This is a genomic window from Actinophytocola glycyrrhizae (assembly GCF_042653545.1).
GTDB classification, from domain to species: Bacteria; Actinomycetota; Actinomycetes; order Mycobacteriales; family Pseudonocardiaceae; genus Actinophytocola; species Actinophytocola glycyrrhizae.
The window spans coordinates 17,730-39,418 of the sequence record NZ_JBHSIS010000026.1; the positions used below are offsets into that span (position 1 = coordinate 17,730).

The following is a 21,689-nucleotide window of genomic DNA, read 5'->3' on the forward strand; positions in this document are numbered from 1 at the left end:
TGAGGTCACCACGCGTTCCTCCGTTGGGGAATCTGCACACGTGCGGGGGCCCCGACATCCGCACCGGTTCAGACAGTGAGTCGGCCGTCGGGGGGCTCCCGTTACGACGCATGTAGCGTTCTTCTCGACGTGTCAGGGATCAGGAGGGGAGTCCGGCCCGTGTTCGTACGACGGATTGCGGTGGTGGGAACCGGGTATGTCGGGCTGACGACCGGCGCGTGTCTCGCGTCGCTCGGACACCACGTGGTGTGCGCCGACGTCGACGCGGAGAAGATCAAGCGGCTCACGAACGGCGAGGTCGACATCCTCGAACCGGGCCTCGCCGACCTGGTCGCCGAGGGCCTCGCGGCCGGGCGCCTTTCGTTCGTGCTCGGTGCGGCCGCCGCGGTCGACGGCAGCGAGGTCGTGTTCCTGTGCGTGCCGACACCGATGGGGGTGGGCGGCGTCGCCGACCTGTCCGTCGTCGAGTCGGTGCTGGAGGAGGTCGCGCCGCTGCTGCCGCCCGGGGCGGTCGTGGTCAACAAGTCGACCGTGCCCGTCGGCACCGCGGAACGCACCGCCGAGCTGCTCGAACGCGACGACATCGCCGTCGTGTCCAACCCCGAGTTCCTGCGCGAGGGCTCCGCCGTCCACGACTTCCTGCACCCCGACCGCATCGTCGTCGGCTGCGACAAGCAGGACGCGGCGGAGAAGGTCGCGGCGCTGTACGCGCGCCTGGGCGCCCCGACCGTGCTGACCGACGCCGCGTCCGCCGAGCTGGTGAAGTACGCGGCGAACTGCTACCTCGCGATGAAGCTGTCCTACGTGAACGCCGTCGCCGAGCTGTGCGACCGGCTCGGCGCGGACATCTCCGACGTCACCGAGGGCATGGGCTACGACAAGCGCATCGGCCAGGCGTTCCTGAACCCCGGCCCCGGCTGGGGCGGCTCGTGCCTGCCGAAGGACACCTCGGCGATGCTGCAGCTCGCCGACGCCGCCGACTTCGAGTTCCGGCTCATCCGCGCCACCATCGACACCAACAACCGCCAGCGCCAGCGCATGGTCGAGAAGGTCCGCATCGCCGTGACCGGCAAGCGCGGCGGCTCGCTGTCGAAGGTGCGGCTCGGTGTGCTCGGTCTCACGTTCAAGGCGGGCACCGACGACCTGCGTGACAGCCCCGCGCTCGCCGTGTCCGCGCTGCTGCGCCAGGCAGGCGCGAAGCTCACCGCATACGACCCGGCGCTGCGCTCCGGCGACCCTCGCTCCGACCTGGACGGCATCACCGTCGTCGACGACCCGTACCGCGCCGCGGAGGGCGTCGACGCGCTGATCGTGCTCACCGAGTGGCCCGAGTTCCGCGGCCTCGACTGGGCCAAGCTCGCCGCCGTCGTCAACCGCCCCGTGGTCGTCGACACCCGCAACCTGCTCGACCCGGACGTGCTGCGCCGCGCCGGTTTCGAGTGGAACGGCCTCGGCCGCCGCTAGCGGCTCGGGCCGGTGCCCTGAAAGGCGCGTTCGGGACGCTCAACGCCCTGAAAGCGCCTTTCGGGGCACCGCTCGCGTGCGGGAGCGGTCACCCGCTCCGCCGCGTCGCGCACGACCCGCCGCGCGACGTCGGTGAACCGGTTGAACATGTCAGGCCCTCCCGTGCTTCTTGTGCACCGCCTGGCGGGAAACGCCCAGCTCGGCGGCGATCTCCTGCCACGACCATCCCTTCGTCCGCGCGTTGCGGACCTGCACCGCCTCCAGTCGTTCGAGGAGCTTGCGCAGTGCCGCGACCGCCCGGAGGCCGACCCGGGGGTCCCGGTCGCCCGCGGCGGCGGCGAGGTGTGTCGCTTCGGTCATGACGTCAACGTAGGTTGACATTTCGGCAGGTGTCAACTCTCGTTGACATCTATCATGTTGATCATGATGCCCCGCATCGAGGTGGCGGAACGGCCCGGCGTCGGGCTCGACGGCGCGGTCCGCCCCAGCGAGGACGTGGTCGCCGTGCTGCCGAACGCGGTGGTGCTGCTCGACGGCGCGACCACCCTCGACCCCGACCTGCCCACCGGCGGCTGGTACGCGACGCGACTGGCCGGTGAGCTGTCCGGCAGGCTCGTCGGCTATCCCGACGCCGACCTCGCCGACCTGCTCGCCGCCGCGATCAAGGCCCTGGCCAGGGACAACGGTCTGATACCCGGCGAGTCCCCGTCGAGCACGGTGGCGGTGCTGCGCTGGAACGACCGCGTCGTCGAGGGCCTGGTCCTGGCCGACAGCCCCATCGTCGCGTTCACCGCGGACGGCCCGGCCCCGCTGATCGACGGCAGGCTCGCGTCGATGCCGAGAGGCGCGGGCTACCGCGACCGGCTCGCCGCCGGCGCGGGCTACGGCGACGACCACCTGGTCGCACTGCGCGCCGCCGCCACCTCCATGAGCCGCAGACGCAACACCGAGGACGGCTTCTGGGTCGCGGAGGCCGATCCGGACGCGGCCCACTACGCGCAACGCGCGACCTGGCCACGGGCGGCGGTGACCACGGTCCTGATGGCCAGCGACGGCGTCTCGTGCGGCGTCGAGACCTACCAGGTGTTCCCGGACTGGACGGCGGTTCGGGACCTGGCCGCGGCGCAGGGCCCGGAGGCCGTGCTGGACCGGGTCCGCGCCGCGGAGCTCGACGACCCCCGCGGCACCCGCTGGCCCCGCGCCAAACCACACGACGACCAGGCGCTGGTGGTCGTGAACTTCACGTAGGCGGTCTGCTCACGCCCGCCCGCGCCATGTCACGTACGGCAGGAACGCCTGCACGAGCGGGCCGATCGCCAGCGCGTACAGCACCGTGCCCACACCGGCCGTGCCGCCGAGGAGCCAGCCCGCCGTGAGCACGGTCAGCTCGATCGCGGTGCGCACGATCCGGATCGACCAGCCCGCCCGCGCGTTCAGGCCGGTCATCAGCCCGTCGCGTGGTCCAGGGCCGAGGCGGACACCGATGTAGGCCGCCGACGCGAGGCCGTTCAGCACCACCCCGGCCACCATCAGCACGATCCTCGGCGCCAGTGCCGACGGGGGCGTGAGCACGGCGAGCGTGAGGTCCACCGCCGCCGCGATCACCAGGATGTTCGCCACCGTCCCGACCCCGGGGCGCTGCCGCAGCGGGATCCAGCACAGCAGCACCAGCGCGCCGACGATCGCGGTGACCGTGCCGAACGTGAGACCCGTCCGCTCGGCGAGCGCCTCGTGCAGCACGTCCCACGGGTCCAGGCCCAGTCCGGACCTGATCATCAGGCCCATGCTCGCGCCGTACAGGACCAGCCCGCCGAGCAGTTGGGGCAGGCGCCGCACCGGCGAGGTGGTGACCGGCACCGGCAAAAGATCCATCGTCGACATGTGGCCATGCTCGACAACGCATTGGCTTGTCATCAATAACCAATCACCATAAATTGGCCTGGTGAACGCGAGACGTCTGGCACACCTGCTCGGCAACTGGCGCCGCCACGGCTCGCGGCACGGCGCCGTGGACCTGGCCGCCGGGCTCCGGCTCCTCATCCTCGACGGCCGCGTCCCCGCTGGCACCGCCCTCCCGCCGGAGCGCGAGCTGGCCGCGGCGCTCGACGTCAGCCGCACCATGATCGCCACCGCCTGGGAACGGCTGAAGGCCGACGGGCTCGTGGTCAGCCGCCGCGGTGCCGGGTCGTGGACCGCGATCCCCGCTGCCGGCGGCGGCGGCGAACCGGAGGCGGACCAGGAGAACATCGACCTCGCGCGGGCCGTGCCACCGGCCATCGCCGGGATCGCGGCCGCCACCGAGGCCGCCGTCCCCCGCCTCGCCGCCGAGCTGTGCTCGCACGGCTACTACGAACAGGGCATGCCCGACCTGCGGGCCCGCCTCGCCGACCGGTACACCGCACGAGGCCTGTCCACCACGCCGGAGCAGATCCTCGTCACCAACGGCGCGCACATCGCGCTCGCCATCGCGCTGCGCCTGTTCACCGGGCCCGGCGACCGGGTCCTGATCGAGCAGCCGACCTACCCGAACGCGATCGACGCCATCCGCGGCGCGCACACCATCCCCGTGCCGGTCGCCATGACAGAAGTGGGCGGCTGGGACTTCGACGGCATCGAGGCCACCCTCCGCCAGGCCGCGCCCCGGCTCGCCTACCTGATCGTCGACTTCCAGAACCCGACCGGCGCCCGCCTCGACGAGGCGGGCCGCAGGGCCCTCGGCGCCATGTTCCGCCGCGCCCGCACCCCGGTCGTCGTGGACGAGACCAGCGTCGACCTGGACTTCACCGACGAGCCGGTCGCGCCGTTCGGCGCGTTCGGTGACGTGGTGCTGGCCGCGGGCTCGGCGGGCAAGTCCTACTGGGGCGGGCTGCGGCTCGGCTGGGTGCGCGCGCCCGCGGAGATCATCAGCAGGCTCACCGTCGCCCGCCGCGGTCTCGACCTCGGCTCGCCGGTGTTCGAGCAGCTCGTGCTGAGCGAGCTGCTCGAACACCCACGCGAGCCGCTGCTCGACCGCCGCCGCATGCTGGTCGAACGCCGCGACGCGCTGGCCGGGCTGCTGCGGGAGCACTGCCCGGACTGGACGTTCGACGTGCCGGGCGGCGGACTGAGCCTGTGGTGCCGACTGCCCGCGCCGGTCAGCACCCGGATCGCGGCGACGGCGCTGAACTTCGGGGTGCGGGTCGCCCCCGGCTCGTTCTTCACCCCGCACGGGGGACTCGAGCGCTACCTGCGGGTGCCCTACACCCAACCGGTCGACGTGCTGACCGAAGCGGTGCGCCGACTCGCGGCCGCCGCCGCCTCAGTGGCTGAAAGTCGTGCCCCGATGGCGGAGAACGGGTCCATTCCGGTCACATGACTGGACCGGAGGACTGTATACAGGGTAGAAAGCAGTGCGCTGGATGGCCTAGCCCGCTTCGGCCGATCGGCCGGGCGGAAGCCATCCAGCGCACTGTTCGCCTCTGGTGCTCGGCAGGGGCCGGCCGGCACAGCCCCTCGTTGCGCCGGCCGGACGAGCTGCCAGAGGGGGAGCCCCGGCGCCGCGGGGGCATCGCGGCGCCGGGGCCAGGTCCCGACCTGACCGGGCGCGGTCGGCAGGTCGGGTAGCTTGTGCGGTTCGGGGACCGCCGGAGAAGTCGTTCGGGCCAGCTGGTTGGCCGGATGGGCCACGTCAAAGGTCGTTCTGGGCTGGAGACACAGGTGTCCGGTGTCCGGTGCCCATTCAGTCAGGTGTGGCGACCGGTAAACCGACGTCACGGCCCGCGGCGTTCACCGCGCGGCTGCGAGTGGTGAACCCGGCGTCGGCCGGGTGGGCCGGGGTGGCGTGCGCGGCAGGGGCGCCTGCCGCACCGCGGGCACCACCCGAGTTGTCGTGGGCGGCGGACGCCGACGTCCCCGGGGTCCCCGGGCCCGTTGGCGCCTTCGCGGGCTCCGGCGTGGAGCCCGTGCCCGCCTGGTGGCCGGTGTCGTTCCTGACGACGCCGCGGGGCGCCGCCCGCTGCGGGGCGGGCGCGGCCTCCGGCGTGGGTGCCGCCCGCGTGACCTGAACCGGCGCCGGGGCGGTGGCCTGCCGCGGCACCGGCGCGACAGGGGCCGCCGCGGGTACTGGCACCGGCACCGGGGCGGGCGCCGCGTCGGCGCGGTCCGTCCCGTTCAAGCCGCTCCAGCCGCCCGCCCAGTCGCCCGCCAAGCCCGCACCGGGCAGTTGCTCCGGCACGTCGACGTCGGGCTCCCGCACCGGCTGGGTGGCCGGCGTCAGCAAGTCCGTGGTCGTGTCGACCACCGGCCTGGTGAGGTCGACGACCGGCCTGGTGAAGTCGGCGACCGAGTCGGTCAGGCCGGTGAGCGTGTTCGTGACGCCGCCGAGCAGACCGCCGAGCAGGTCGCCGGAAGGCTGCTGCTGGGTCGGCGGCTGGGTCGGTGGCCGGCTGCCGGGCCCGGTGTCCGCACTTGCCGAACCGGCGAACACGGCACCGATCAGCCACCCCGCGGCCGCGATCGCGGCGACGAGCAGCCCGCGGCGCAGCAGGCGAACAAGCTCCACCGCGACCACCACCGTCCGTCAACGCGAGTCAGCCGGCAGAGTGCCCGTGCCGACAGTGCACACTATCTAGCACCACACCGACAATGTGCACCCTAGCCGCGCGAGTTCCACCCGGAAAGACCGGGAAAGCGCACCGTATCGGCCGGATGGGGCAATGTTGATCACATGAGGTGATCCTTTGTGGCCACCACCACGGGCCCTACCCATTTCGGGCGAGAGACGAGATTTCCGGGCAACGCAGCGTCATCGCCCGGACGCGTAGACGGCGTGGTCGATGCCCTGAAAGGCGCGTTCAGGGCACCCAGCGCCCTGAACGCGCCTTTCAGGGCAAGCTTCGTGAAGCGGTCGTCGTTCCCGTCAGGCCAGCTTGTGCAGCCGTTCGATCGCGGCGTCCAGCACGTCGTCCTTCTTGCAGAAGGCGAAGCGGACGATGTGCTTCCACGCGTCGGGTGTGTCGGTGAACACCTGCACCGGCACCGCGGCCACGCCGATGCGTTCCGGCAGCTGCCTGCACAGTTCCGCGCCGTCGGCGAAACCAAGCGGCCGCACGTCCGCGCACACGAAGTAGGTGCCCGCGCTCGGCCGCACGCCGAAACCGGCCGCCGCCAGCCCTTCCGAGAGCCGGTCCCGCTTCACGGCGAGGTCGTCGCGCAGCGCGGTCACCCACGCGGACTCGTGGTTCAGCGCGTAGGCGACGGCGGGCTGGAACGGTGCGCCGCCCACGAAGGTCAGGAACTGCTTGGCCGCGCGGACCGCGGACACCAGCTCCTTCGGCGCGCACACCCAGCCGATCTTCCAGCCGGTGCAGTTGAACATCTTCCCGGCCGACGAGATCGTCACCGTGCGTTCCGCCATGCCGGGGAACGTGCACAGCGGCAGGTGCGGCACCCCTCCCGAGCCGAGGTCGTAGGTCAGCGACTCGTACACCTCGTCGGTGATCGCGATCAGGTCGTACTCGACGCAGAGCGCCGCGATCCCGGCCAGTTCCGCGCGCGTGAACACGGTGCCGGTCGGATTGTGTGGCGAGTTCACGAGAATCGCTCGCGTGTCCGGGGTGATCGCGGCCCGCACGGCGTCGAGGTCGACGGAGAACCGCTCGCCGTCGACCAGTGAGACGACCTTGCGGGTCGCTCCCGCCATCGCGACAGAAGCCGCGTACGAGTCGTAGTAGGGCTCGAACAGGATGACCTCGTCACCCGGTTCTGTCAGTGCCAGCAGAGCCGCCGCGACGGCCTCCGTGGCGCCCACGGTCACCAGGACCTCGGTGTCCGGGTCGAACTCGATCCCGTACGCGGCCCGCTGCGCGGCGATCGCGGCCCGCAGCTCCGGGCGGCCGGGGCCGGGCGGGTACTGGTTCACGCCGGCCGAGATCGCGTTCCTGGCCTCCTCGAGCATGCGGGCCGGGCCGTCCGTGTCGGGGAAGCCCTGCCCGAGGTTCACCGCCCCGGTCCTGGTCGCGAGCGCGGTCATCTCCGCGAAGATCGTCGACGTGAACGGGGTCAGGCGGGATACGAGAGGAGGACGACGCACGGTCAGCCATCCTCACGGACAATGGGGAGGTGCGGCAACTGACCGAGAGCAAGAACATCGCGGCCCCCATCCCGAACGAGGAGGAGAAGCGGCGCGCGCTGCGCAGGATGAAGCTCGTCGCGCTGTCGTTCCTGCTCGGCGCGGCCGTGCTGTTCGTGGTGATGTCACTGTGGCCGGGTGAGCCGGCGTGGACCGGCTACGTGAAGGCCGCCGCCGAGGCGGGCATGGTCGGCGCGCTGGCCGACTGGTTCGCGGTCACGGCGCTGTTCCGGCACCCGCTGGGGATCAGGATCCCGCACACGGCGATCATCCCGACCCGCAAGGACGCGATCGGTAACAGCCTCGGCGACTTCGTCGGCGCGAACTTCCTGTCCGAGCAGGTCGTGCGCGAACGACTGCGGCGCGTCGGCATCGCGGCGCGGCTGGGCGCGTGGGTGGCCCAGCCGGACAACGCGGAACGCGTGACCGCCGAACTGGCGACCGTGGTGCGCGGCGCGGTCGCCGTGCTGCGCGACGAGGACGTGCAGGAGGTCATGGAGCAGGCCGTGGTCAAGCGCGTGGTCGCGGTGCCGTGGGGGCCGCCGCTTGGCAAGCTGCTGGCCGGCGTGTTCGAGGACGGTTCGCACCACAAGCTCGTCGACCTGGTCTGCGACCGCGCCTACGAGTGGGTGAAGAACAACCACTCCTCCGTGCTGCGCGTGGTGTCGGACCGGGCCCCGACCTGGTCACCGAAGTTCGTCGACTCGATGGTCGCCGACAAGGTGTACGGCGAGGTGCTGTCGTTCGCGTGGCTGGTCAAGACCGACCCGAACCACCCGATGCGGCTCGCGGTCGACAAGTTCCTCGCCGAGTTCGCCGCCGACCTGCAGACCGACCCGGAGACCATGGAACGCGCCGAGGCCGTGAAGCAGCAGGTGCTGGCACACCGCGAGGTGCAGAACGTGATCGGCTCGGCGTGGACGACGGCCAAGCGCCTGCTGCTCGACGCGGCCGAGGACCCCTCCAGCGAGCTGCGCAAACGAGTACGCGAGGGCCTGACCGCACTGGGCCGCAAGCTGAGCACCGACGACGCGCTGCGCGACAAGGTCGACAGCTGGGTCGAGGGCGCGGCCGCGTACGTGGTGGTCAACTACCGGGCCGAGATCACCACGCTGATCACCGACACCGTGCAGCGCTGGGACGCCGAGGAGACCTCCCGCAAGATCGAACTGCAGGTGGGCCGCGACCTGCAGTTCATCCGGATCAACGGCACGGTCGTGGGCGCACTGGCAGGGCTGCTGATCTACACGATCGCCCACCTGTTCCTCTAGACGACTGATTCCGTGAAGATCATGTGAAGTGGCTTGGCGTACGAACCCGTCATCAGGGCCGATGCCGTGAATGGGCCGTTCAGGGCGCTGAGCGTCCTGAACGCGCCTTTCAGGGCATTGCCGACGCCGAGCGGCCCCGCGAAGCGGATCACCGAGGGACCTGGCCACGTGAACGCCAGGCACGTGCCTTCTCCCGGTTCCCGCACACCTGCATCGAGCACCACGTGCGCGACCGGTTGCGCGACCGGTCGAAGAAGGCCCACCGGCAGTCACCGGCAGGGCAGATCTTCACCCGCGCCCACTGCCCGAGCACGGCCAGCCGGCTCGCGGCGGCGAGCACCGCACCGACCACGTCGGCCGCCACCAGCCGGGGCACCCCGTCCGCTGCCAGTTCGACGGTGACGGCGGCGGCGGCCCCGGCTGGCGAGCCGACCGGGTCGCCGACCGCGGCCCGCAGCGCGGAGCGCACGGCGCGAACGGCCGTCGAGTCGGCAAGGCCGCGGTCGGCGAGCCAGCGCCGCCAGGCGTCCGGATCGGACAGGACGTCGGTGTGCGCGTCGTGGTCGACGGTGTTCAGGAAGTCGACCACCAGGTCAACGTCGGTCACGGCAACCACTGTAGGCCGAACACCGGTTGTAGACAGGAAAGCCTGCTCAGGATGCTATTCGCCGGGTGTATAGACCGTGGCTATACACCGCGTGTACAGTTCGCTGCCATGTCGATCGGACACACTCTGTTAGGTCTCCTCGAAAGCGGGCCGAGACACGGCTACGACCTGAAGCGCGCCTACGACGAGCGCTTCGGTCACGACCGGCCGCTGCACTACGGGCAGGTCTACGCGACCCTCTCGCGGCTGCTGAAGCACGGCCTGATCGAGGAGAGCGGGGTCGAACAGGGCAGCGGCCCGGACCGCAGGCGCTACGCGGTCACCGCGGAGGGTGTCACCGACGTCGACAAGTGGCTCGGCACACCGGAGAAGCCGGAGCCGTACCTGCAGAGCACGCTCTACACGAAGGTCGTGATCGCGCTCATGTCCGGGCGCGACGCCCAGGACGTGCTCGACGCCCAGCGGCACGCGCACCTGCGCACCATGCGTGAGCTCACCACCCGCAAGTCCGGCGGTGACCTCGCCGACCAGCTGATCTGCGACCACGCGATCTTCCACCTCGAGGCCGACCTGCGCTGGCTGGAGTTGACCGCGGCCCGCGTCGACGAACTAAGGAAACAGGTGACCTCATGACCGAGCCCCTGCTCGTGGCGACGGATGTCGTCAAGTCCTTCGGTCCGACCAAGGCGCTCGACGGCGCGAACATGTCGGTCCGCGCCGGTGAGGTCGTGGCCGTGATGGGCCCGTCCGGGTCCGGCAAGTCCACGATGCTGCACTGCCTCGCGGGCATCATCCAGCCCGACGCCGGCACGGTGCGCTACGACGGCAGGGAGCTGTCGGCCATGCCGGACCAGCCGCGCAGCGCGCTGCGGCGCACCGAGTTCGGGTTCGTGTTCCAGTTCGGGCAGCTGGTGCCGGAGCTGACCTGCATCGAGAACGTGGCGCTGCCGATGCGCCTCGGCGGCATGAAGCGCAAGGAGTCGGAGGCCAGGGCCCGTGTCTGGCTGGACCGGCTCGAGGTCGACGACGTCGCGGCCAAGCGGCCGGGCGAGGTGTCCGGCGGTCAGGGCCAGCGGGTCGCGGTCGCCCGCGCGCTGGTCACCGGGCCGAAGGTGATCTTCGCGGACGAGCCGACCGGCGCGCTGGACTCGCTGAACGGCGAGCACGTGATGCGGATGCTCACCGAGGCCGCGAAGGACACCGGCGCCGCCGTGATCCTCGTGACCCACGAGCCCCGCGTCGCCGCGTACTCCGACCGCGAGGTCATCGTGCGCGACGGCCACACGAGGCAGGTGGAGTTCGCGTGAGTGCGGGCAACTCCGGGCGCACCCCGTGCGTCCTCGAAGCGGGGGAGGAACGGGCGTGAACGTCCGGGGGTGGATCAGCGACCTCGTCCTCGGGGTCCGGCTGGCCGTCGGGGGCGGCCGGACCTCGTGGGCGAGGCTCGCGCTCAGCGCGGTGGGGATCGCGATCGCGACGGCGGTGCTGCTGGTCGGCGCGTCGGCGGGCACCATGCACGCCGAACGCGAGGCGCGGCAGGCCGCGGACATCGTGTCCGACCAGCCCGTCGACGGCGTCGACCCGACCTACGTCGAACGCAAGTACACGGAGTACCGCGGCGAGGGCATCAGGATCACCTACGTCGCGGCGAGTGGGCCGGCCGCACCGAAACCGGCCGGGCTGCCCGCGCTGCCCGACGCGGGCGAGATGTACGCGTCGCCCGCGCTGGCCGAGCTGCTGGCGTCGCCGGAGGGCGAGCTGCTGGTGCCCCGGCTGCCGGAGAAGGTCGTCGGCACGCTCCCCCAGGACCTGGTGGAGCTGCCGGGGGACCTGACGGCGTGGATCGGCGTCGACGCCGCGGTGATCGAGGACGTCGAAAGCGTGACCGCGGCGTACGGGTTCGGCGCCGCGGCCGACCCCGGTTTACTGAACCCCGGGTTGCTGACGCTCCTGCTGATCGGCGCTGTGGTGCTGCTGCTGCCGGTGTTCATCTTCGTGACCTCCGCGAGCCGGATCGCGGGCGCGGAGCGGGATCGCAGGCTCTCCGCGCTGCGGCTCGTCGGGTCCGGTTCGCGGCAGGTCCGCAGGATCGCGGCCGCGGAGTCGCTGACGGGCGCGATGGCCGGGCTGGTGCTGGGGTTCGCGGTGTTCCTGGTGGCCCGCCGGTTCGCCGACCGGGTCGACCTGTTCGGTGAGCGGGCGTACGTCTCCGACGTGGTGCCCGACCCGGTGCTGACCGTGCTGGTCGTGCTGCTGATCCCGGCGCTGTCGGTGCTCACCGCGCTGTTCGCGTTGCGGCGCACCATCATCGAGCCGCTGGGCGTCGTGCGGCAGAGCAAGCCGGTGCGCAGGCGCCTGTGGTGGCGGCTGGCTCTGATCGTGCTGGGGATCGTGCTGCTGACCACGCAGCTCGGCGCGCCGGACAACAGCGACCTGTGGGCGTGGGCGGTGAGCGGCGGGGCGGCGCTGCTGCTGGTCGGTGTGCCGGTGCTGCTGCCGTGGCTGGTCGAGCGGGTCGCCGGGCGGGTGGCCGGCGGGCCGCCGTCGTGGCTGCTCGCGATCCGCAGGCTGCAGCTGGACAGCGGCACGTCCGCGCGGGTCGTCGGCGGGGTCGCGGTCGTCCTGGCGGGCGCCATCACGCTGCAGACCGTGCTGATGTCGGTCGAGGGCGTGGTCGGGCTCCCCGGCAGCCCGGCCGAGCCACGCGGCTCGGTCGAGGTGTACAGCCCCCCGGCGCTCGCGGAGACGGTGTCGCACGACCTGGCCGCCGCCGACGGGGTGGAGAGCGTGCACACCATGCGGTACACGTCGTTCTACGAGACGGGCGGGACGGACAACGCGTTCGGCGCCGTCGTGCTGGACTGCGCCGCGGCGGTGGACCTGATGCACCTCGGCGACTGCGCGGACGGCGACGTGTTCCTGTTGCGGGACGAGTACCAGGCACCGCCCGGGCCGGGCACCGTGCTCGAGCAGCGCCAGTACCTGAACACGTCGAACCAGGACTGGGACCCGCGGAACTACGAGGTCACCGGTTCGTGGACGGTGCCGGCGGACGCGCGGTCCTTCTCGCGGCGGGAGAACTCGACCATCTACGGGCAGATCGTGGTGACCCCGGGTGCGATCGCTCCCGCGACGCTGCCCGAGGACGACATGACCACGGTGTACGCGATGGTCGACGACGGCCTGACCGGGGACCAGCTGGAAGGCATCCGCAACTCGGTCGCCGCGCACCGCATCGAGACGAACGTGTACTCGTCCAACACCGGACCCGACCTCAGCAGCAACCAGCAGACCTACGTGGCGATCCGCACCGGCCTGTACGCGGGGTCGATCTTCACGCTGCTGCTGGCCGGGGTGAGCCTGCTGGTGCTGGCGCTGGAGCACATCCGGGAACGCCGCCGCACCCTCGCCATGCTCACGGCGAGCGGGGTGCCGCGCGGGGTCCTGGCTCGGTCGCTGCTGTGGCAGGTGGCGCTGCCGATCGCGCTCGGCGTGGTGGTCGCGCTCGCCACCGGGCTCGGTCTCGCGGCACTGGTCATGCGGCTGTCGGAGGATCCGCTGGTCGTCGACTGGGGCGGGGTCGTGCTGCTGTGCGCCGGTGCGGTCGCGCTGAGCCTCATGGTGAGCGCGATGACCATGCCCTTCCTCCGCAACGCGACACGCCTGTCGGCACTGCGGACCGAGTGAGCCGGGGGTGTGCCGGGAGAGGCGTCGCTGCCTCTCCCGGCACCGGTCATGCCGCCAGCCGCCAGGCCGCACCCATGTGCCAGGCGGCGCAGATGTCGACGTCCAGCAGGTAGGCGCCCGCGGTGCCGCACCGCTCGGGCCCGGCGCCGGGGTCGAGCGGCTGGCCGTGGCCCATGCCGGTGATCGTGTACCGCTCGACGACCGGCCTGTCGTTCGCCGCGTACACGGCGTGCGGGTGACCCGCGACCGTGTCGGTGCTGGTCGGGGTCGCGGGGATGCCGTGCACGTTGGTCCACTGCTCGACCAGTTCGGTCGCGTTCGCCTGCGCCACCGTGTAGTCGGCGGTGCCCTGCCAGATGCTGACCACCGGCCACGGGCCGCTGTGCGACGAGGCCGCCCGGACCGCGTCGCCCAGCGCGGCCGGGGTCTGGTTCCTGCCGGGGTTCATGCACGAGAACGCGTCGATCATGCTTGCCGCGCACCGGTAGGCGATGCCCGCGACCACGCCGCCGCCCGCGAACATGTTCGGGTACGCCGCCAGCATGACCGCTGTCATCGCGCCACCCGCCGACAGCCCGGTGACGTGCACCCGCGCCGAGTCCGCGCCGGTGTCGGCGATCGTCTTCCGCACCATCTGCGCGATCGACTCCGCCTCACCCTGGCCCCGGGTGGTGTCGCCGCGCTCGAACCAGTTGAAGCACCGGTTGAAGTTGTTGCCGCTCTGCTGTTCCGGCAGCACCACGGCGAACCCCATCCGGTCCGCCAGCTCCGTCCAGCCGGCGCCGGTGCCGTACCCGGACGCGTTCTGCGTACAGCCGTGCAGCGCCACCACGACGGGTCTGTTCGCGGGCAGACCCGTTGGCACGTAACGGAACATCTTCAGGTTGCCGGGGTTGGTGCCGAAGCTCGGTACCGGTTCGATGGCCGCTGCCGCCGGTGTCGCACCGACGATCGTGAGCAGGAGTGTGGCCACCACGGCCACTGACACTGGTCGGAACATGCCGTCACCACCTCGTTGTGTTCGGGCGTTCCTCACTCATGGTAAATGTGTGGTCGCTGGTTGTTGAGGGTGGTCGTCACCACATTCGCCGTCCGGTTTGTGGTGGCCGCACTCATTTCCGTGCGCGCGGAAGGGTTCTACGTTCTGCGGTATGCGTGCTGCCCTGGTCGCCGGTGCCGTCACCGCCCTGGTCGCCTTCTCCGCTCCCGCCGTCGCGGCGGCGGCACCCCGGGACTGCGCCCGGCTCCACGTGCCCATGGCGGAGCGTCAGGTGGTGTCGTGCCTCGACGAGCTGACGACCGCGGGCACCGTCGAGTCGGGGCACACGGTCGCCGCCGACTGGGCGGGGCTCACACAGGCGTCGTTGCCGCAGCCGAGTGGGGTGCCGGGCATCCAGGTCGACGGGTACTTCCGGGACACCTCCACCACGAACACCACCCACGGCTGGAACCACGACGCGCAGTTCGTGCTGCGGCTGCCCGACCGGTGGAACGGCGGCCTGGTCGTGACCGGCTCGCCGGGCTCGCGCCGCCAGTACGCGAACGACCGCGCGATCGCGGACTTCGTGCTGTCCAAGGGATACGCGTTCGCCGCGACCGACAAGGGCAACACCGGCGTCACCTTCTACCACGACGGCCGCCGTCCCGGCGACGCCGTCGCCGAGTGGAACACCCGCGTCACCCAGCTGACGATCGCCGCGAAAGCCGTTGCTGCGCAACGGTATGGCCGCCTCCCCGACCGCACACTGGTGGCGGGCATCTCCAACGGCGGCTACCTGGTGCGCTGGCAGTTGGAGAACGTGCCGTGGCTCTACGACGGCGGCGTCGACTGGGAAGGCACGCTCTGGACCACGAACGGCCCGAACCTGCTGACCTTCCTGCCCCCGGCCATGAAGCACTTCCCGGCCTACGCGGCGGGGTCGCCGCAGGCCCGCGAGGCGCTCGTCGCCGCGGGCTACGCGCCGGAGTCGGAGTTCCTGTGGCCGTTCCACCACCAGTACTACTGGGACCTCACGCAACGCACCTACCGCGAGGAGTTCGACCCGTCGTTCGACGGCGACCTCGACGCGGGCGTCCCGTACTGCGCGAGCGGAACCCCGGACTGCGACGCGGACTACGACTACGCGTCCCGCCCGGCTTCGGTGAAGGCGGCGGTCGCGAAGGTCGCGCTGACCGGCCGCATCGGCAAACCGCTGATCACCCTGCAGGGCACCCTCGACACCCTGCTCCCGATCGCGGCGAGCGGTGACGTGTACGCGCGGATGGTCCGGGACAAGGGCCGCGGCCCGCTGCACCGCTACCACCGCGTCGCGAACGCCACCCACACCGACGGGCTCGTGGACGCGTTCCCGGACCGGCTCGTCCCGCTGGCCCCGGAGTTCCAGAAGGCCGTCACCGAACTGGAGAACTGGTTGCGCTGACCCACGCGGCACCCGTGGCATCGTGGCCGGGTGCTGCCGCTGTTGATAGCGCTGGGTGCCGACAACTTCGGGTCGGGGCTGTTCCTGCCGATGGTCCTGGTGTACGTGACCAGGGAGGTCGGGCTGCCGCTCGCCGTGGCCGGGCTGACGGTCACCGTCGGGACCGTGGTGGGCCTGCTCGTGCCGCCGGTCGCCGGGCGGCTCGTGGACCGGCTGGGGCCCCGGCCGGTGGTGATCGCCGCGCAGGTGGTGCAGGCGGCCGGGACCACGGGGTTCCTCGTCGCGGACGGGGTCGTGGTGGTCGCGGTCGCCACCTGCCTGCTCGCCGCCGGACAGCAGTTGTTCTACAGCTCGCTGTTCGCGTTGATCTCCGACGTGGTCGGTGCGCGGCGCAAGGACCACCCGTTCGCGGTGGTGGGCATGGTGCGGTCGGCGTGCTTCGGGCTGGGGGCGCTCGCCGCGGGCGGTCTGCTGACCGTGGGCGCGCTCGACGCGGCGGTGGCGGTGAACGCGGCGAGCTTCGTGGTCGCCGCGCTCGTGCTGGCGGTCGGGGTCCGGGCACCGCACACCGCGGCGCCCGCCCGCGGGGGCCGGATCTCCCGGCGGTTCGTGGTGCTGGTGGCGGGCACCGGGCTCGTCGCGCTGTCGGCGGACTTCTTCCTCGTCGGCCTGCCCGTCTACGTGCTGGACCTGGGTGCCCCGCCGTGGCTGCCCGGGGTGGTCCTCGCGCTTCACACGACGGTCACGAGCACCTGCGCCACGCTCGCGGTGCGGGCCACCCGCCACCTGCCGCGCACGACGACCCTGGCCAGGGCCGCCTGGCTGGTCGTGGTGTGGTGCGGGCTGTGCCTGGCCGCCTCGGCGCTCCCGCCCGCCTGGCGCACGGCGTGGTTCCTGGGGTCGGCGCTGGTGCTGGCCGCCTCCGCGGTCCTGTTCGGCACCAGGGCCAACGCCCTCGCCGTCGCGATGGCGCCCGCCGGGTCGCGGGGGCGGCACCTTGCGGCGTTCCAGTACGCGTTCACGGTGCCGGGGGTGCTCGCGCCCGCGGTGGTGGCGTTGTCCGCGGCGGGTGTGTGGGCGCCGTGGGCGGTGGTGGCGGGGTGCGCGGCCGCGGGCGCGGCGGTGTTCGCCGTGCTCGGCACCCGGCTGCCGGAACAGGTGCTCTCCGCCCGGTGATCAGCGGGCGCGGGCGTTCACCTCGGCCATCGCGACCGTGGTCGCGAGCCTGCGGGCCCGGGTCTGCGCGCGCCGGGCGTCGCCGATCCACTCGAGGATCAGCCGCCGCGTCGACGGCGGGAACGCCGCGAAATGGCCCTGTGCCACCGGGTTCGCCGCCAGCAGCGCACGCAGGTCGGCGGGCATGACGTCGGTTTCCCACCGCCCCATGGCCTTCGCGCGGTCGATCGCCGCCTGGCCGCGCTCGGTCATCAGCCCCCGCGCGGTCATCCGCGCGGCCCGCTCCCGGTTGAGCGCGCTCCACGAGCTCCTCGGCCCGCGCGGGGTGAACCGTTGCCGCGGGCCGCGGCGCAGCCCGTCGATCCAGCCGAAGCACAACGCCTGCTCGACGGCCTCCGCGTGCCGCACGGCGCCGATGACCAGCCACACCTCGTGTGCCGACCCGTGGTGCTCCGCCAGCCATGACCGCCACTCGCCGATGTCGCGCACCTCGATGATGTCCATGCCGGCCATGCTCCTGGGCAAAGTGCGCACCGAATGAGCGCTTTACTCGTGGAGTTGGTGGAGCCGCAACGCGATCTGGATCTCGAGGGCCCGTTCGGGGGCCTGCCAGTCGTCGCCGAGGAGCGACGCGATCCGGTCCAGCCGCTGGACGACCGTGTTCACGTGGACGTGCAGCACGTCCTTGGCCCGCGTCAGGTTGGTGCCGCACTCGAAGTACGCCCGTAGCGTCGCCACCAGGTCGGTGCCGCGCCGCTGGTCGTAGTCCAGCACCGGGCCGAGCGTGGCCCGCACGTACCCGGCCAGGTCGGTCCGGTCCCCGATGAGCTGGCCGACGAAACCGAGGTCCGCCAGCGCGGCCCCGTGCCCGACCCGCCCGAGCGCCAGCAACGACCGGAGGCACCGGCGTGCCTCGTCGGCCGCGGCCGCCAGCGCGGGCGGTCCGGCGGCTGGTCCCGACGCGCCCACCGTCACCGGCGCCTCGACCGACGTGCTCAGCGACGTCGCCAGCCGCCCGGCCAGCTCCGACGGGTCACCGTCGGCCACCAGTGCCACCACCTGCTCGGCGTGCAACCCGACGAGCGTCGCGAACCGGCCGCACGCCATCGCCAGCCGCCGCCGGGGCACCCCGTCGACGTGCGCGATCAGCACCGCGTGCGGCGCGGCCAGGTCGATGCCCAGGCGGCGCCCCCGGGCGAGCAGCGCGGCCGGGTTGCGGTCGGGGGTGGTCAGCAGGTCGGTGAGCAGCTCGCCGCGGACCTCGTCCTCGGCCTTGGCGACGGAACGCCGCAGCAGCAACAGGAGCGCCGCCACCACGCACGCCCGCTCGAACAGCCGCCGGTCCGCCTCGTCGAGTGCCGCCCGGCCGGTCAGCACCAGGCTGCCCAGCAGCTCCGGGCCCGCCAGCACCGCGCACACCCACTGGTCGCCGACCCGCACCGCCCGGCCCGCGGCCCGCGACGCGGCCACCGCCTCCGCCGGCCACACCACCGCCGACGCCATCCCGGACGTCATCGCAGCGGCGAATCCCGAGCGGGTCGCCGCGTTGCCGGTCCCGACCACCGGCGGGGCCGCCACGGGGACCCGCGCCAGCTCCGCACCGGCCGCGTCGAAGAACACGATGCCGCCGCCGAGGACCGCGGCCACCTCGGCCGCCACCTCCGCGACGTCACCGCCGCGCAGCACCAGCTCCATCAGCCGGTCGTGGGCGTCCTCCGCGCGGCGCATCGACTCGTTGCCCGCGCTGATCGTCTCGTTCGCGCGCCGGGTCTCCTCCAGCAGCTGCGCGTTGTCGATGGCGATCGCGGCGTGGTCGGCGAGCGACGCCAGCAGCGCGACCTCCTCCGCGGTGAACTCGCGGCGCTGCCGGTCGGCGGCGAACAGCACACCGATCACCTTGCTGCCCAGCATGAGCGGCACACCGAGGATGCCGACCATGCGTTCGGCCGACACCGCGTCGTCGATCGCCGACCGGTGCGCGAACCTCGGGTCCGACAGGTAGTCCGCGCTCGCGTACGGGTGGGCCGTCTGCGCGACCAGCCCGCCGAGGCCCTCGCCGTGGCCGATCCGCAGCCGCGGCAGCAGTGAGGACACCGAGCCGTCCGTGACCCGCATGTAGGTGGTCCCGGCGGCCTCGTCGTTGAGCGACAGGTAGGACAGGTCCACCCGCAGCAGCATCCGCGCGCGGTGCACGATCGAGCGCAGCACCGCGTCGAGGTCCCGCAGCTTCGACAGGTCGCTCGCCGTGTCGAACAGCGCCCGCAGCTCGGCCTCACGCCTGCGGTGCTCGGTCAGCGTGTGCCGGATCCGCAGCGCCACCTCGGTCGCCCGCGCCAGCTCCTGGTGCTCGGCGTCGGACAGCCCGGCCGACCGCGCCGCCACCGGGACGTGCGCGAGCTGCTCGCCGCTCGCGTCGGAGGCGAGCAGGTCGAGCAGCTTGCGCACGGCGTCGTTGACCGCCACATCCACGCCGGTCATCGTGTCACTTGTGCGACCCCGGGACGAGCGGGCCGAGCCTGGCGAGGGAGCGGGGCGGGGTGTGCGCGCGGCCACTGGTCATGGATGAACGGTAGGTTTCGCGGCGGTGCGCGAACCATGTGCGAACCGGACATAGCACGCGGCATTCGGGTGGTGACCCGGGCCACAGGTGGCCGCGGCAACCGTGACGTCGCTACTGTTGCCGTGTGATTTGCCCGAAGTGCCAGAACACGATGCGCACCGTGGACCGCCAAGGCATCCACATCGACCAGTGCGACAGCTGCCGTGGGATCTTTCTCGACCGCGGTGAGCTGGAGGCCATCCTGAACGCCGAGCGCCAGTACTCGGCACAGGCCGCGCCCCCGCCGTACCAGGGAGGGGTGCCGACGGCGCCCTACCAGGGTGCGCCGCCGCCGGGACGGTACTCCGACTCACCCCGCGGTCACGCCCGCGGCGGCTACTCGGACTCCCCTCGCGGTTACGGACACGGCGGGTACTCCGACTCGCCCCGTGGTCACCACGGTGGCCACGGCGCCTACGGCCAACGCCGCCGCAAGAGTTTCCTGGAGCAGCTGTTCGACTGAGGTTTCCCGCCCGTGAACCCGATGATCTGCGCGGGATGCGGTCGCTGGACCGACGAACCGCGGGTCGAGGCCGACGGCGCCGGCACGGTTCTCGTGTGTGTCTCATGTGGACACCGGGAGCCGTACCGGCGCCTGCCGCTGTTCGCCGTCACCGGTCCCTCCGGCACGGGCAAGTCCACCGTGGGCCGGTTGCTGGTCGACCGGCTCGCCGACTCCTGCGTCGTCGTCGAGCAGGACCTGCTGTGGGTCGGCGCGCTGCGCGACCCGACCGGTGACTCGACCGCCTTCCGGGAGACCTGGCTGCGGCTCGCGGCGAGCCTGCAGCAGTCCGGCCGTCCCGTCGTGCTGTGCGGCACGGTCGCGCCGCCGCAGTTCGAGCTGCTGCCCGAACGCGTGCTGTTCGGCGACATCCACTACCTGGCGCTGGTGTGCGACGCGGACGTGCTGCGTGCGCGGCTGCTGGCGCGTCCGGCCTGGCGCGGCTGGGACGCCGACCGCATCGACGAGATGCTCGACTTCGCCGAGTGGGTCCGCACGGCGCGCACGCGGCCCCCGATGACGTTGCTGGACACCACGACCCGGTCCGTCGCGGGCACCGCCGACGTGATCGAGGAGTGGGTCCGCGCGCGGCTACGGCCGGGCGATGATCGACAGCTCGACGCCGAACGGGTCGCGGAACACCGCTGACCTGCCGTAGGGCGTGTCGTCGACCGTGCCGCCGCCCGCCCGTGCCAGTGTCGCGTCGGTGTCGGCGACCTCGAAGCACGTGCCCCACGCCGAGGCCGCGCCCGGCATCCCCATGATCCCGCCGACCTCGTGGCCGTCCTGGCGGCGCAGGAACGTGAAGTCGAACTCCGGCAGGTCCGGGTTCCCGTCGAGGGTGAAGCCGAAGACCGCGGGGTAGAACGCGCGCGCCGGACCGGGTTCGCCGGTCACGAGATCGTTGCGCACCAACGTGTCCGGCTCGTTGACCAGGCGGCAGCCGGGGAACCTCGCGCCCTGCCACAGCCCGAACACCGCGCCGCTCGGGTCGGTCACGAGCGCGGCCCGGCCGAGGCCGCCGACGTCGTGCGGCTCCTCGGTGACCGTGCCGCCCGCCGCGGCGACGGCCTTGGCGGTGGTGTCGCAGTCGTCGGTCGCCAGGTGCACCGTCCAGCCACCGCTGCCCTCCCGGATCCCGGCCACCGGCACGCCCCGCAGCAAGCACATGGCACCCAGTTCGTCGTCCTCGAAGGACCAGCCGAAGACCGTGCCGTAGTAGTGCTTCGCCGCGGCGACGTCGGGCACCCGCAGGTCCACCCACGTGGGCGTTCCCAGCGGCTGGTTCTCGTTCACTTCGCTCATGGCGGCAACGCTAGCGGCCATGTAGGTCAGTTCCAGCCCTACTTGCGACATGGGCCACGGCCGCAAGCAGCGTGCTTGCAACTGCTAGCACTTGGGCGTACCGTCGAAGACGTCACGAGGAGGTGGCCGGAGTTGAACGAGAGCCCCATCGACAAGGTCGCCGACCTCGGACGGGACATCGGCGAGTACATCAAGCAGCAGCGCAGCAACGCGAAGATCTCGCTGCGCCAGCTCTCGAAGCTCGCCGGGGTCTCCAACCCGTACCTCAGCCAGATCGAGCGGGGTTTGCGCAAACCGAGCGCGGAAATCCTGCAGCAGATCGCCAAGGGTCTGCGGATCTCGGCGGAGGCGCTCTACGTACAGGCCGGGATCCTCGACCTGCCGCAGGGCGGACCGGTGGTCGACGCGGTGCGCGCGGACACGACGCTCACCGAACGTCAGAAGCAGGTGCTGCTCGACGTCTACGAGTCGTTCCGCCGCGAGAACGCCGCGACAGCAGCCGCGGGAACGGCCACCACCGAACAGCCTGAGCCTGACAACAAGGAGTGA

22 protein-coding genes are annotated in these 21,689 nt (G+C 72.1%); 12 read left to right on the top strand and 10 right to left on the bottom strand.

The window, feature by feature from the left end; all coding sequences use genetic code 11:
* Positions 1-159 precede the first annotated feature (159 nt).
* Positions 160-1,464: a UDP-glucose dehydrogenase family protein gene (locus ACFPCV_RS36805; protein WP_378061966.1), complete on the top strand. Its 1,305-nt coding sequence runs from the start codon at positions 160-162 to the stop codon at positions 1,462-1,464.
* A 150-nt stretch (positions 1,465-1,614) separates the two neighbouring features.
* On the opposite strand, the gene ACFPCV_RS36810 is transcribed toward ACFPCV_RS36805, so the two are convergent.
* On the bottom strand, positions 1,615-1,824 hold the full coding sequence (locus ACFPCV_RS36810; protein ID WP_378061967.1) for a helix-turn-helix domain-containing protein: 210 nt from the start codon (positions 1,822-1,824) through the stop codon (positions 1,615-1,617).
* A gap of 66 nt (positions 1,825-1,890) precedes the next feature.
* On the opposite strand from ACFPCV_RS36810, the gene ACFPCV_RS36815 reads away from it, so the two are divergent.
* Positions 1,891-2,712: a hypothetical protein gene (locus tag ACFPCV_RS36815; protein WP_378062005.1), complete on the top strand. Its 822-nt coding sequence runs from the start codon at positions 1,891-1,893 to the stop codon at positions 2,710-2,712.
* Between the two features lie 9 nt (positions 2,713-2,721).
* Here ACFPCV_RS36815 and yczE read toward each other — a convergent pair whose 3' ends face one another.
* Positions 2,722-3,336, bottom strand: coding sequence for a membrane protein YczE (gene yczE, locus ACFPCV_RS36820; protein ID WP_378061969.1), 615 nt, complete (start codon positions 3,334-3,336; stop codon positions 2,722-2,724).
* A 70-nt stretch (positions 3,337-3,406) separates the two neighbouring features.
* On the opposite strand from yczE, the gene yczR reads away from it, so the two are divergent.
* On the top strand, positions 3,407-4,819 hold the full coding sequence (gene yczR / locus ACFPCV_RS36825) for a MocR-like transcription factor YczR (protein WP_378061970.1): 1,413 nt from the start codon (positions 3,407-3,409) through the stop codon (positions 4,817-4,819).
* Between the two features lie 363 nt (positions 4,820-5,182).
* Here yczR and ACFPCV_RS36830 read toward each other — a convergent pair whose 3' ends face one another.
* Positions 5,183-6,004 carry a hypothetical protein gene (locus tag ACFPCV_RS36830; protein ID WP_378061971.1) on the bottom strand — a complete coding sequence of 274 codons (822 nt, stop codon included), beginning with the start codon at positions 6,002-6,004 and terminating at the stop codon, positions 5,183-5,185.
* Between the two features lie 357 nt (positions 6,005-6,361).
* Positions 6,362-7,534 carry a pyridoxal phosphate-dependent aminotransferase gene (locus ACFPCV_RS36835; protein ID WP_378061972.1) on the bottom strand — a complete coding sequence of 391 codons (1,173 nt, stop codon included), beginning with the start codon at positions 7,532-7,534 and terminating at the stop codon, positions 6,362-6,364.
* Between the two features lie 29 nt (positions 7,535-7,563).
* Between ACFPCV_RS36835 and ACFPCV_RS36840 the strand changes: the two genes are divergently transcribed.
* Positions 7,564-8,844: a DUF445 domain-containing protein gene (locus ACFPCV_RS36840; protein WP_378061973.1), complete on the top strand. Its 1,281-nt coding sequence runs from the start codon at positions 7,564-7,566 to the stop codon at positions 8,842-8,844.
* Here the strand turns inward: ACFPCV_RS36840 and ACFPCV_RS36845 are convergent.
* Complete coding sequence (locus ACFPCV_RS36845) at positions 8,841-8,996, bottom strand: hypothetical protein (RefSeq protein WP_378061974.1); 156 nt, start codon at positions 8,994-8,996, stop codon at positions 8,841-8,843. The two genes, ACFPCV_RS36840 and ACFPCV_RS36845, sit on opposite strands and share 4 nt — an antisense overlap.
* Positions 8,993-9,451 (bottom strand): CGNR zinc finger domain-containing protein, encoded by a 459-nt coding sequence (locus ACFPCV_RS36850; protein WP_378061975.1) that lies wholly within the window; start codon positions 9,449-9,451, stop codon positions 8,993-8,995. Before ACFPCV_RS36850 ends, ACFPCV_RS36845 begins: the two co-directional genes overlap by 4 nt.
* Before the next feature lie 108 nt (positions 9,452-9,559).
* On the opposite strand from ACFPCV_RS36850, the gene ACFPCV_RS36855 reads away from it, so the two are divergent.
* From ACFPCV_RS36855 to ACFPCV_RS36865, 3 genes are read left to right on the top strand one after another with little or no spacing between them, the layout of a single operon-like run.
* Positions 9,560-10,084, top strand: coding sequence for a PadR family transcriptional regulator (locus ACFPCV_RS36855; RefSeq protein ID WP_378061976.1), 525 nt, complete (start codon positions 9,560-9,562; stop codon positions 10,082-10,084).
* Complete coding sequence (locus ACFPCV_RS36860) at positions 10,081-10,758, top strand: ABC transporter ATP-binding protein (protein WP_378061977.1); 678 nt, start codon at positions 10,081-10,083, stop codon at positions 10,756-10,758. The genes ACFPCV_RS36855 and ACFPCV_RS36860 overlap by 4 nt, the downstream gene beginning before the upstream one ends.
* A gap of 55 nt (positions 10,759-10,813) precedes the next feature.
* Complete coding sequence (locus ACFPCV_RS36865; RefSeq protein WP_378061978.1) at positions 10,814-13,138, top strand: FtsX-like permease family protein; 2,325 nt, start codon at positions 10,814-10,816, stop codon at positions 13,136-13,138.
* Positions 13,139-13,184: 46 nt separating this feature from the next.
* On the opposite strand, the gene ACFPCV_RS36870 is transcribed toward ACFPCV_RS36865, so the two are convergent.
* Complete coding sequence (locus tag ACFPCV_RS36870; RefSeq protein WP_378061979.1) at positions 13,185-14,138, bottom strand: extracellular catalytic domain type 1 short-chain-length polyhydroxyalkanoate depolymerase; 954 nt, start codon at positions 14,136-14,138, stop codon at positions 13,185-13,187.
* Positions 14,139-14,289: 151 nt separating this feature from the next.
* On the opposite strand from ACFPCV_RS36870, the gene ACFPCV_RS36875 reads away from it, so the two are divergent.
* On the top strand, positions 14,290-15,558 hold the full coding sequence (locus tag ACFPCV_RS36875; RefSeq protein WP_378061980.1) for a 3-hydroxybutyrate oligomer hydrolase family protein: 1,269 nt from the start codon (positions 14,290-14,292) through the stop codon (positions 15,556-15,558).
* A gap of 30 nt (positions 15,559-15,588) precedes the next feature.
* Complete coding sequence (locus ACFPCV_RS36880) at positions 15,589-16,734, top strand: MFS transporter (RefSeq protein ID WP_378061981.1); 1,146 nt, start codon at positions 15,589-15,591, stop codon at positions 16,732-16,734.
* On the opposite strand, the gene ACFPCV_RS36885 is transcribed toward ACFPCV_RS36880, so the two are convergent.
* A complete protein-coding gene (locus ACFPCV_RS36885) occupies positions 16,735-17,238 on the bottom strand; it encodes a YdeI/OmpD-associated family protein (protein ID WP_378061982.1) in 504 nt (167 codons plus the stop codon). It lies immediately after the preceding gene.
* A 42-nt stretch (positions 17,239-17,280) separates the two neighbouring features.
* A complete protein-coding gene (locus ACFPCV_RS36890) occupies positions 17,281-19,212 on the bottom strand; it encodes a helix-turn-helix domain-containing protein (RefSeq protein WP_378061983.1) in 1,932 nt (643 codons plus the stop codon).
* A 206-nt stretch (positions 19,213-19,418) separates the two neighbouring features.
* Here ACFPCV_RS36890 and ACFPCV_RS36895 point away from each other — a divergent pair, with 206 nt between their 5' ends.
* Positions 19,419-19,796 carry a TFIIB-type zinc ribbon-containing protein gene (locus ACFPCV_RS36895; RefSeq protein ID WP_378061985.1) on the top strand — a complete coding sequence of 126 codons (378 nt, stop codon included), beginning with the start codon at positions 19,419-19,421 and terminating at the stop codon, positions 19,794-19,796.
* Positions 19,797-19,817: 21 nt separating this feature from the next.
* Complete coding sequence (locus ACFPCV_RS36900; protein WP_378062007.1) at positions 19,818-20,483, top strand: P-loop nucleotide/nucleoside kinase family protein; 666 nt, start codon at positions 19,818-19,820, stop codon at positions 20,481-20,483.
* Here the strand turns inward: ACFPCV_RS36900 and ACFPCV_RS36905 are convergent.
* Positions 20,427-21,140, bottom strand: a complete 714-nt coding sequence (locus tag ACFPCV_RS36905; protein WP_378061987.1) for a VOC family protein — start codon at positions 21,138-21,140, stop codon at positions 20,427-20,429. The two genes, ACFPCV_RS36900 and ACFPCV_RS36905, sit on opposite strands and share 57 nt — an antisense overlap.
* 132 nt (positions 21,141-21,272) lie before the next feature.
* Here ACFPCV_RS36905 and ACFPCV_RS36910 point away from each other — a divergent pair, with 132 nt between their 5' ends.
* Entirely contained in the window at positions 21,273-21,689 is a 417-nt protein-coding gene (locus tag ACFPCV_RS36910) for a helix-turn-helix domain-containing protein (protein WP_378061988.1), read from the top strand.

What these genes read in the sequence shown, in the direction of transcription:
- ACFPCV_RS36810 (WP_378061967.1), bottom strand. Translation starts at nt 1,824, where the DNA reads ATGACCGAAGCGACACACCTCGCCGCCGCCGCGGGCGACCGGGACCCC.
- ACFPCV_RS36815 (WP_378062005.1), top strand. Translation starts at nt 1,891, where the DNA reads ATGCCCCGCATCGAGGTGGCGGAACGGCCCGGCGTCGGGCTCGACGGC.
- yczE (WP_378061969.1), bottom strand. Translation starts at nt 3,336, where the DNA reads ATGGATCTTTTGCCGGTGCCGGTCACCACCTCGCCGGTGCGGCGCCTG.
- ACFPCV_RS36855 (WP_378061976.1), top strand. Translation starts at nt 9,560, where the DNA reads ATGTCGATCGGACACACTCTGTTAGGTCTCCTCGAAAGCGGGCCGAGA.
- ACFPCV_RS36860 (WP_378061977.1), top strand. Translation starts at nt 10,081, where the DNA reads ATGACCGAGCCCCTGCTCGTGGCGACGGATGTCGTCAAGTCCTTCGGT.
- ACFPCV_RS36870 (WP_378061979.1), bottom strand. Translation starts at nt 14,138, where the DNA reads ATGTTCCGACCAGTGTCAGTGGCCGTGGTGGCCACACTCCTGCTCACG.
- ACFPCV_RS36875 (WP_378061980.1), top strand. Translation starts at nt 14,290, where the DNA reads ATGCGTGCTGCCCTGGTCGCCGGTGCCGTCACCGCCCTGGTCGCCTTC.
- ACFPCV_RS36885 (WP_378061982.1), bottom strand. Translation starts at nt 17,238, where the DNA reads ATGGACATCATCGAGGTGCGCGACATCGGCGAGTGGCGGTCATGGCTG.
- ACFPCV_RS36890 (WP_378061983.1), bottom strand. Translation starts at nt 19,212, where the DNA reads ATGACCGGCGTGGATGTGGCGGTCAACGACGCCGTGCGCAAGCTGCTC.
- ACFPCV_RS36900 (WP_378062007.1), top strand. Translation starts at nt 19,818, where the DNA reads ATGATCTGCGCGGGATGCGGTCGCTGGACCGACGAACCGCGGGTCGAG.
- ACFPCV_RS36905 (WP_378061987.1), bottom strand. Translation starts at nt 21,140, where the DNA reads ATGAGCGAAGTGAACGAGAACCAGCCGCTGGGAACGCCCACGTGGGTG.